This is a genomic window from Methylobacterium gnaphalii (assembly GCF_007992215.1).
Lineage (GTDB): Bacteria > Pseudomonadota > Alphaproteobacteria > Rhizobiales > Beijerinckiaceae > Methylobacterium > Methylobacterium gnaphalii.
On the sequence record NZ_BJZV01000013.1, the window covers coordinates 73,225 to 83,186 of the forward strand.

Sequence of the window (9,962 nt, forward strand, 5' to 3'; positions counted from 1 at the left end):
ATGCACGTTATAAAGAGAGGGGCCGGCCCGCCCGGCGCATGGCGCGGAGATGGACCGTCACGCAGCCCTCTCATGCGGACCCTGTACGGCCGCTGACGCTGCACTGGCGATATGCGCATGTTGCAGCGCAAAGTCAACGAAAGATATGCGCGGGACGCGCCGCCAGCCGGCATGCCGGATGCGATGCCGAGCCCACAGGAGCATCGATGCGGATTTCATGTCCGAGAATGGCACGATCGCGCCTGCGCGATAGCCACGAGGCCGGTGCCGTGTCCCGGAGCGGGATCGCGCGGGCTCTCGTGCTACACGGCTGGCCGACAGGCCGGCACGGCGGATCACGCTCGAGCCACCGCGTCGGCGGCCGAGGACGCGGATGATCGCGCGCCATACCCTGACCTATGTCGGCTCGCGGGCCGTAGCGGCAGCGCTCAACCTGATGTCGCTGGCGGCATTTACGCGACTGGCACCGGTCGACACCTTCGGCACCTATCTCCTGATCCTGTCCTGGTCGATCGTGGTCTACGGCGCGACCTGCCAATGGCCGAAATTCGCGTTCTTCGCCCTCTACGAGGAAGCGCGCGCACCGGCCCAGATCGCCACGCTGGTGCGGATGCTCGCGGCTCTGCTCGCGATGACCGCCCTGGCAATGGGCGCGACCGCCGCCTTCGGCCTGATCGATCACCGGTTCGCGGCGGCCGTTGTCGCGGCCACGGCCGGCATCACGCTGTTCGAGGGCATGAACGAGATCGCGCGTACACGCCTCCACGCGGAGGCCGTCGCGATGTCGGTGGTGTCCCGCGGCGTGCTGGTCCTTGGCCTGGGCTGCGCTGCCCTCGCATTTACCGGCGAAGCCCTCGACCTCGTCCTGGCCTTCGGCCTCGCCAACGCCCTGGCGGCCATACCCGCCGCTCTGTCGGTCTGGCCGCAGATCCGCGGGGGCCGGGGCAGCCTGATCGAGGCGCGGCGGTTGCTCGCCTATGGCTGGCCGCTGGTGCTCTCCTTCGGCATCGCCGCGCTGGCGCAGACCATCGACCGGCTCATGATCGGCAAGACGATCGGCACCGAGGATCTCGGAGCCTACGGCGCGATCGGCGACTTCCTGCGCCAGAGCTTCGTCGTGTTCGGCGAGAGCATCGCCCTGTCGATGATCTCCATCGCCAAGCGCGACGCCCGCGGCGGCGGTATGGAGGCGGCCGATCCGATCCTGTGCGACGCGGCGCGAGCCCTCACCCTGATCGGGGCCTTCGGGGCCGTGTTCTTCCTGACCTTCGACGAGGTCGTGGTGTCGATCCTGCTCGGGCCGAGCTACCGCGCCTCGGCCATGGCAGTGGCGCCGTACCTGATTGTCGCGAGCATCTGCATGATGTTCCGCGCCTACTATTTCGGGCAGGTGATCTACTTCAACGGATCGAGCAGGCTGGACGCCATTGCCTCCGCGGCTCTTCTGGCCACGACGGGCAGCCTGTCGCTGCTGCTGATCCCGCATTACGGGGTGAAGGGCGCCGCCATCGCGCTGGCTGCCGGGCAGGCGGTGGCCTGCCTCGTCTACATCGCCGCCGCGGAGGGGCGGGTGCGGATGCCGGTTCCGGTCCTCGACATCGCACTGATCATCGCTTGCGCGTTCTTCGCCTACGCCGCGACCCTAGGCCTGGATCTCCTCGCCGGCGGCCGCACGCCGATCCTGCTGGTTCTGAAGGCCCTCGTGATCGGCATCGTCGCCGCGGGCGTAGCCTGGCACTTCAACATCAGCGGCCTCGCCGAGATCCTCACGCGCCGGGCGCGGCGGCCTGCCTGATGGCGGTCTCCGCCCGAACCGCCGACGGCCTCATCGTTGCGGCCCTTCCGCTCGATGCGGGCTCTCCGCTGCTGTCGGCCTGGCGCGACCTCGCTCGCGATCCCCTGGTCGAGAATCTGTTCTTCGAGGCGGAGTTCGCCCTGGCTGCGGCCGAGGCCTTCGGCGGCGGCATCCGTCTCCTCACCGTCAGCGACCGGCCGCCCGAGGCACCGGGCGCCCGCCTCTTCGCACTCTGGCCGTGCCGGGTCGTCCGCCGCTGGGGCGTGCCGATCCCGGCGCTGATGGGATGGACGCACGGCTTCTCGATCTTCGGAGCGCCGCTTCTCGCCCGAAGCGAAGCCGCACCGGCGCTGAGAGCCCTTCTCGACGCGCCGCGCCATCTCGGCCTGCCGCGCCGCCTGCTGATGCCGTATCTGCCGCTCAACGGTCCGCTGGCCGCGCTGCTCGACGACACGTTGTCCCGGACGGGAAGCCGCCGCGCCGATTTCTGGGCGCACGAGCGCGGCTTCCTCGACCCGTCAGCGGGACGCGACGGGACACGGGAGGGCTACCTCGACACCCATCTCTCGGAGCGCAAGGCACGCCAGCTCGCCCGCCTCTTCCGGCGGATCTCAACCGATGCCCCCGTGGCGCACGAGATCGTCCGCGAGCCCGACAGGCTCCCCGAGGCCCTCGACGATTACATCGCCCTCGAATCCGCCGGCTGGAAGGGACGGGCCGGCACGGCGGTCGCGAAACGGCCGGAGGAGGCAGCCTTTCTCGCCGGCCTGGTCAGATCCTATGGATGCGGCGGCCGGATGCGCTTCGACCGGCTGCGCCGCGACGGCCGGAGCCTCGCGGCTTCGCTCTCACTGGAGACGGGCTCGACTTTCTGGTTCCTCAAGATCGCCCACGACGAGACCGAGGCGAAGAATTCGCCGGGCGCGCTCCTCGTGGAGCGTGTGACGCGCTCGCTGCTCGCGGACCCGCGCATCGCCGAGGCCGATTCCTGCGCGCCTCCGAACTTCCCGCTGATCGAGACCTTCTGGGGCGAGCGCAGGCGGCTCGCGCATGGCCTGATCGAAGCCGGCGGTGGAGACAGGCTGTTTCGCCCGGCCGTCGCGCTCGAGGGGTTGCGGGCGCAGGCCGCGCGGGCCCGAACGCCCAGGCCGTGAACCTGCCCCTCGCGCAGGGGGCGATCAGCCCCCGGGCTCGTCGAACCGGCTCCAGCGGAAAACCTCGCGGCCGGCGCCGTCGATGACGCGCACCGCCTCGGGATGCGTCTCGGTCCGCTGCGGAGCGCGGGCCCGCGTGAACAGCCGCCGGGCGCGCTCCGTGGCGCCGTCGAGGTCGCTCGTGCGCATGCTGACGCGCTGTTGGACGGGCGGCGACGCGGCGCCCTCCTCGGGTCCGAGCAGTTCGATGTGAAAGGTCTCGCGGACGGTCAATGGCCGGGCGGCTCCGGATCGGGTTGGATTGGAGCACCACATAGGACGCCTGCGTGCCCGGCGGCAGAGCCCTTCGGGCCGCGTCCGGGTCGATCGGGCCGGCATCCCCGGCTTTCGCCTGATTACCGCATGTGATCCGAACGATGGCGTCACCCGCCCGGAACGCGCTAAGGGGCATGGTGCAGCCGCGCGGGGTGCCTCCCGGTCCCCGATGTGGTTGATTGCGCGCGAGACGTCGAACGAGAGCAATGATGGCGACACAGCCTTTCGTCACCCCGAAATGGCTCGAGGCACGCCTCTCGGCGCCGGATATCGTGGTGCTCGACGCCTCCTGGTATCTGCCGGCCCAAGGGCGCGACGCCGAGGCCGAGTACCAAGCCGCGCATGTTCCGGGCGCGATCCGCTTCGACCTCGACGCGATGAGCGACGAATCTTCGCCGCTCCCGCACATGCTGCCGCGCCCCGACGTCTTCTCCTCCCGCATGCGCGCGCTCGGTGTCGGCGATGGCGCTCAGATCGTCGTCTATGACGGGATGGGCCTGTTCTCCGCGCCCCGCGTCTGGTGGATGCTGCGCACCTACGGCGTGCGCGACGCCGTCATCCTCGAAGGTGGCCTGCCGGCCTGGATCGCAGCCGGCTATCCCACCGAGGACGGCCCTGGCCGCCCCCGCGAACGCCGCCACTTCACCGCTCGGTTCGATCACGCCGCGGTGGCCGACGCGAATGACGTCGCCCGCGCCCTCGACCGTAACACGGCCCAGATCGTCGATGCCCGCTCCGGCCCGCGCTTCCGTGGCGAAGAGGCCGAGCCGCGGCCGGGCGTCCGCCCCGGCCACATGCCGGGCGCCCGCAACGTCCACTACGCCGCCCTGCAGGCCAACGGCCGGCTCAAGGACGAGGCATCTCTGCGCGCAGCCTTCGCCGAGGCAGGCGTGGATCTCGACCAGCCGGTCATCACGACATGCGGCTCGGGCGTCACCGCGGCCATCGTCGGCCTCGCCCTCGAAACCCTCGGGCGGCCGCCTCGCGCGCTCTATGACGGGTCGTGGACCGATTGGGGCTCGGACGAGACCCGGGCGGTCGCCACCGGACCAGCCTGAGTTCTTTCCACAGGCGATCTGCCTCGCGTCTATCCCGTTGGCCGTGGCGGCCGGCAGCCGCTGCACTCGCAGCGGCGCCGAGATGCGTCCACGCAACACCACTCGAGCGGAAGCCGGGCAGCTCAAATTCCGTCTTGTAACATTATCACATTCGTACGATGAAACGTTGTAACGTTTTATCGGTGAGGCGTGATGGATGCTGCTTTTCGGCCCTCGCGGCGTGGTGCCCTGCGCCGGACGGCCCTGCTGTACGGAACGGCGATGGCCCTGCTTCCGCATGGAGCCCTCGCGGCGCCGCAAGCGGAGGTGTTGGACGAGATCAGCGTAACCTCGGTGAGCCCGGTCCAGGCCAGGACGGCTCCGGTCACCAGTGCCGGCACCGGCATCCTGCCGGTCGTCACGGACACATTCTCTCCCGTTACGGTGGTCACGCAGGACCAGATCGCCCGCAACCAGCCAACCACCCTTGGCGATGCGCTCGCCGACCGGCCTGGCCTGTCCTCGTCGAGCTACGCACCGGGCGCTGCCTCACGCCCGATCCTCCGCGGCCTCGACAATGCGCGCGTGCGCATCCAGGAGAACGGCGTCATCACCGGCGACGTGTCGGATCTCGGCGAGGATCACGGCGTGCCGATGAACCCGCTCGTGGATCAGCGCATCGAGGTGATCCGCGGCCCAGCGACGCTGCGTTACGGCTCGGGCTCGATCGGCGGCGTGGTCTCCGCCGAGAACAACCGGGTGCCGACCTTCATCCCGGCCAAGGGCTATTCCGGCCAGGTCACCAGCGGCTTCTCCAGCGTCGACGGCGGCCGGCTCGGCGCCGCGACGGTCGATGCGGGCGGTGACGGCATCGCGGTCCATGCCGACGGCTTCGCCAGCGCCACCGACAGCTACGCCATTCCCGGCGGCATCCAGCGCAACTCGGCGACGCAGTCGCAGGGCAGCTCGGTCGGCATCTCGGCGATCGGCGATCGCGGCTTCGTCGGCATTGCCTTCAGCCACTACGACGCGCTCTACCAGATCCCCGGCGGCGAGGCCGAGCAGGCCCGCACGCGCCTCGACCCGCGCCAGGACAAGGTGCTCTCACGCGGCGAGTACCGGCCGACCGAAGGCCCCTTCGAGGTGATCCGATACTGGGCCGGCGGCTCGGTCTACCGGCACGACGAGAACGGGATCGGCGAGAACGGAATCGACGGCATCCAGGCGGTCTTCAAGAACCGCGAGGTCGAGGGCCGGGTCGAGCTGCAGCACGTGCCGGTGACGCTGCCCTTCGGCACGCTCACTGGCGCGCTCGGCCTGCAGAGTGGACGCCGGGTGCTCAACTCGGCGCTCGAATCCTTCCTGCCGGCGACGGATGCGCGCAGCAACGCCGCCTACCTGTTCGAGGAACTCAATGTTGGCAACGGCCTGCGCTTTCAGGCCGCCGGCCGCATCGAGGGCGACCGGGTCGCCAGCACCGCGACGCAGTTTCCATCAGACTACCCGCCGGTGCCCGGCGAGGACCCCGAGCAGTTCCGCCTGACCCGGCGCTTCGCCCCGAAGAGCGCGAGTCTTGGCGCGCTGCAGGACCTGCCCTACGGCTTCGTCGCCAGCCTGAACGGCTCCTATGTCGAGCGCGCGCCGACCGCCTACGAACTGTTCTCGCAGGGCCCGCACGACGCTACCGCGACCTTCGAGATCGGCAATCCCAGCCTGAAGCTCGAGCGCGCCCGCACCGCCGAGATCAGCCTCCGCCGCGCCGAGGGGCCGTTCCGCCTCGACGCCACCGGCTACTACACGCGCTATACCGGCTTCATCTATCGCAACTACACCGGCGCTCTCTGCGACGACGACTTCGCCTCCTGCGGCAGCGGCAGCGAACTGCGCCAGATCGTCTACCGGCAGCAGAATGCGACGTTCTATGGTGCCGAGATCGGCGCGCAGATTGATCTGCTTCCCATCGGCAATGGCTGGGCCGGCATCGAGGCGCAGTACGACTTCGTCCACGCGCAGTTCGACGACGGCACCTACGTGCCGCGCATCCCACCCCATCGCCTCGGCGGCGGCGTCTTCGTGCGCGCCGATGGCTGGTTCGCCCGCGTGAACCTGCTGCACGCCTTCGACCACACCGAGATTGCGGCCTTCGAGACCACGACCGCCGGTTGGAACGACCTGCGCGCGGAGGTCAGCTACACCAAGGCGCTCAACCCGACGCTCTACGGCGCAACCGAGATCACCCTCGGCCTGCAGGGGCGCAACTTGCTCGACGACGACATCCGGAACTCGGCTTCCTTCAAGAAGGACGAGATCCTGCTGCAGGGGCGGAATGTGCGGCTATTCATGACCGCACGTTTCTAGAGAGCGAAGATCGACGGCCGTTGGCGCACCGTTCCAGCCTGACCTGCGGACCTTTGCCTGCGGCGCGGGGCCGCCGACCGATCGATCACATCGCGGCCGACGCGATCATGCGACCGAAGGCTTCAGGGCTGCATGTGCCGACGATGGGAGACCACGGCTGGCCGCGAGCTTCAAACCACTGAACAGCAGCATCGCGGCGCCAATCAGGAACAGCGCGTTAACGTCATCGAGCACGAAGGACATGAGCTTTCCATCGCCCGATGGGCCGGCGGGAATCCCCTTCGCGATCCGCGCGTAGAGCGGCCGCATCCCGCCGATCCAATGGCCTTCCTGGAGGAAGATCATCACCTGGGACGTGAAGGTCGCCACGAGATAACAGCACGAGATCAGGATCGCGTGGTTGGCGCATGAGTTGAGGGCTCCTGCGAAGCGGCTCGATGCCTCGCCGATGCTTTTTCCTGCCGACACAGCTCGCAGTATCATGGAGGGGTCCTCGTTGGACCGGGACCGGGCCCGATCGCCGCCGCACTCTCGAGAACCTCGGCAACTTGCGTGCCACAGCGTCGAACCGGACGAGTTGGCTGGCCCATTTCGGTATCTGGACTTCACGGCGCATCACTCTGCCGCTGGCAGAGGGCGATGGCTGTGCATTGCTGTGTTGGTGAAGGCCTTCGTGGCTCAGAGGCCCGGCTGTCCCTGTCGCGCGGCATCTTGCCCATGGCCAAGCTGGCTAAGACCGAACGTTGCCCGCAATTTACGCAAGCGCTACAGTGCCTATTGTTTAATCATCTGGTATGCCAAATACGATATGCCTGAGTTGCGGCACGAGCTTCGAAGGGATAATGCTACATTTCTGGCCCTTGGTGCCCTTTGGATGTGCAGACCCGCTCTGCGGTCCGACCGCTCGTTGAGGCGTTGCCATCGCTGCTACGCCTGGTCGGTCTCGTGACGGAGCCATGGTCTCGCTTGCATGGCTTGGGTCCGCCCGTTCTCAGCATGCGTTGAGGTAGCTGCCCCATGGCCAACCCCAAGAATCCGACACCGGGTCCTGGTCAGATCTTCGGATTTCAAATCTTCAGGCCGATCCTTGCTGGCGCAACGCTGCGGGAACGCCTCGTCGCCTGTCTCGGCGCGTTGATCGGCATTGCGCTGACCGGATTGATCTGCGGTTGGTTCTTCGGCGACGGGCCACATATCCCACTGATCGTTGCACCGATGGGTGCTTCGGCCGTGCTCCTGTTCGCGGTCCCAGCGAGTCCTCTCGCTCAACCGTGGTCGATCATCGGCGGGAACACGATCTCGGCCTTCATGGGCGTGGTCGCTGCCCGGTTCGTGCCGGATCCGATCATGGCGATCGGTGTCGGCGTGTCCCTTGCCATCGCAGCCATGTCGCTCACCCGCTCGCTTCACCCGCCTGGCGGCGCAGCCGCACTGACGGCGCTGATTGGCGGTCATGCGGTGACGTCGGCCGGGTTCTGGTTTCCCCTGTTTCCCGTCTGCATCAACTCGTTGATCCTGGTCGCGCTCGGGATCGGCTTTCACAAGATTTCGGGCCGAAACTATCCGCATGTCGCGGTCAAGCCGCCGGTCAACACGCACGGAACGGCCGACATTCCCCCCGACCTGCGCGTCGGCTTCCGGGCGGAGGATGTCGATGCCGCGCTGACGGCGATGAACGAGACCCTCGACATCGACCGCAGCGACCTCGATCGCCTGCTTCGGCAGGTCGAGCTCCAGGCGCTCGTCCACACGCATCGCGAACTTCTCTGCGAAGACGTGATGTCTCGCGATGTCATCACGATTGCGGAGAATGGGACTATCGAGGAGGCGACAGCACTCCTGCTCGACCACAACATCAGGACCCTGCCCGTCGTCGACAGGGCCGGCCGCATCCTGGGGACGGTCGGGCTTCGCGAACTCGCGAACAAGAGCGCGGCGCGGGTCGCCGACGTGGTCGTCGAGGCCAAGACCGCGGCGAAGGATGATCCGGCAGTCGGTCTCGTTCAGTCGCTGACGGATGGTCGGACCCACGCGATCATCATCGTCTCGGCCGATCGGAAGATCTTGGGCGTCATCACCCAGACGGACCTGCTCGCGACGCTCGCCCGGCAATCCACCTTGCGGGCATTCGAGGGCAAGTCGCAGACTGCGGCCGCCTGATCACGCAGGGTCTCGACCGAACCGGCCGAGGGAGCGGCAAAATCGTATGGACGGTGTGGGATAGGCTTTGAGCAAAGCGGCGTTCGCGCGCTGCCTTCTCCAACAAGACGATGCAGCTCTGGTCCGGGCGGCGCACTTCGCCTTCTCGATCTCGACGCTGATCGCTTCCATCTCTTCGAACGCGGATCCGAGACCCTGAAAGGGCGCATCGCGGGGTCGACCGAACGAAAAAGCCGGACCCGCTAGGAGCCCGGCTCGATCGATCCTCTTGCGAGGAGAGGGCGCGCCAACCCGTAGCGCGCGCGTTCCGAGATCAGCGCTTGATCTTCACACGGGCCTTGCGCGCGGCGTAGCGCGCATCGCGGGCGGCCTTGCGCTCTTCGGCTTCCTGGGCCTTACGGGCGGCGAGCGCGGCGGCTTCTGCCTCCTCCCGCTCGATCTGGGCCTTGAGCTCGGCCTCCTCACGGAGCCGCTTCTCCTCGGCAGCCTTGCGTTCTGCCTCGATGCGAGCACGCTCGCGCTCGCGGATCCGGTCCTCACGGGCCTTGGCAATCTCGGCTCGCGCTCTGGCCTTGGCGACCATTTCAGGATCGTCGAGGGACGGCCGGGCCTTGAACTTCTGCAGCAGGGCCGCCTTGGCATTCAAGGAATTCTGGCGGCGGTCGTCGAAATTACGATAGTCGAATGCGCCCATCTGACCTTTCTCGTGTAGGAGACTGAAGCCCCGCCGGGCTGTGAGCAGTTCCACGGCGGGAGGGACCGGATCAGTTCCGGGTAAGGCAACGGCGCAGCCGATGCACGTTTGCGCCGCAACAATCAACGGAAGACACGCGCTCTACGCACCCTTCCGCGAAGATTTTCTACCAACGTTGCGCGAAATCTTCGGAAACGCTTGACGCGGACGGCTGGATGATCAGCCGGCCTGCAGGTTGACGGCGGCAGCCTTGCCGCTGCGCTTGTCGTTCTCGACCTCGAAGCTCACTTTCTGGCCCTCGGCGAGACCACGAAGCCCGGCCGCCTGCACCGCGGAGACGTGAACGAACACGTCCTTCCCGCCCGTGTCGGGCTGGATGAAGCCGTAACCCTTGATCTCATCGAACCATTTCACGGTACCGGTCTGCATTCCGTCATCTCCGTTTGGCC

The 9,962-nt window shown here is 67.7% G+C and carries 9 protein-coding genes; 5 read left to right on the forward strand and 4 right to left on the reverse strand.

Annotated elements, in window-relative coordinates:
* The first annotated feature begins 373 nt into the window (after positions 1–373).
* Together MGN01_RS12670 and MGN01_RS12675 are read left to right on the forward strand one after the other, a co-directional pair.
* Positions 374–1,795, forward strand: a complete 1,422-nt coding sequence (locus MGN01_RS12670; RefSeq protein ID WP_147046980.1) for a lipopolysaccharide biosynthesis protein — start codon at positions 374–376, stop codon at positions 1,793–1,795.
* The gene (locus MGN01_RS12675) at positions 1,795–2,949 is read left to right on the forward strand and encodes a GNAT family N-acetyltransferase (RefSeq protein WP_147046981.1); all 1,155 of its coding nucleotides are present in this window, start codon (positions 1,795–1,797) and stop codon (positions 2,947–2,949) included. The genes MGN01_RS12670 and MGN01_RS12675 overlap by 1 nt, the downstream gene beginning before the upstream one ends.
* Positions 2,950–2,973: 24 nt before the next feature.
* Here the strand turns inward: MGN01_RS12675 and MGN01_RS12680 are convergent, their stop codons facing one another.
* The gene (locus MGN01_RS12680) at positions 2,974–3,222 is read right to left on the reverse strand and encodes a hypothetical protein (protein WP_238257563.1); all 249 of its coding nucleotides are present in this window, start codon (positions 3,220–3,222) and stop codon (positions 2,974–2,976) included.
* Positions 3,223–3,473: 251 nt separating this feature from the next.
* Between MGN01_RS12680 and sseA the strand changes: the two genes are divergently transcribed.
* Together sseA and MGN01_RS12690 are read left to right on the forward strand one after the other, a co-directional pair.
* Entirely contained in the window at positions 3,474–4,322 is an 849-nt protein-coding gene (gene sseA, locus MGN01_RS12685; protein ID WP_147047071.1) for a 3-mercaptopyruvate sulfurtransferase, read from the forward strand.
* 192 nt (positions 4,323–4,514) lie between these two features.
* Entirely contained in the window at positions 4,515–6,659 is a 2,145-nt protein-coding gene (locus MGN01_RS12690) for a TonB-dependent receptor (RefSeq protein WP_373319135.1), read from the forward strand.
* A 105-nt stretch (positions 6,660–6,764) separates the two neighbouring features.
* Here MGN01_RS12690 and MGN01_RS12695 read toward each other — a convergent pair whose 3' ends face one another.
* Positions 6,765–7,142, reverse strand: a complete 378-nt coding sequence (locus MGN01_RS12695; RefSeq protein WP_170245968.1) for a hypothetical protein — start codon at positions 7,140–7,142, stop codon at positions 6,765–6,767.
* A 534-nt stretch (positions 7,143–7,676) separates the two neighbouring features.
* Between MGN01_RS12695 and MGN01_RS12700 the strand changes: the two genes are divergently transcribed.
* The gene (locus MGN01_RS12700) at positions 7,677–8,819 is read left to right on the forward strand and encodes an HPP family protein (RefSeq protein ID WP_174804586.1); all 1,143 of its coding nucleotides are present in this window, start codon (positions 7,677–7,679) and stop codon (positions 8,817–8,819) included.
* Between the two features lie 313 nt (positions 8,820–9,132).
* On the opposite strand, the gene MGN01_RS12705 is transcribed toward MGN01_RS12700, so the two are convergent.
* A complete protein-coding gene (locus MGN01_RS12705; protein ID WP_147046984.1) occupies positions 9,133–9,513 on the reverse strand; it encodes a DUF6481 family protein in 381 nt (126 codons plus the stop codon).
* A gap of 219 nt (positions 9,514–9,732) precedes the next feature.
* A complete protein-coding gene (locus tag MGN01_RS12710; RefSeq protein WP_147046985.1) occupies positions 9,733–9,942 on the reverse strand; it encodes a cold-shock protein in 210 nt (69 codons plus the stop codon).
* Positions 9,943–9,962: the final 20 nt, after the last annotated feature.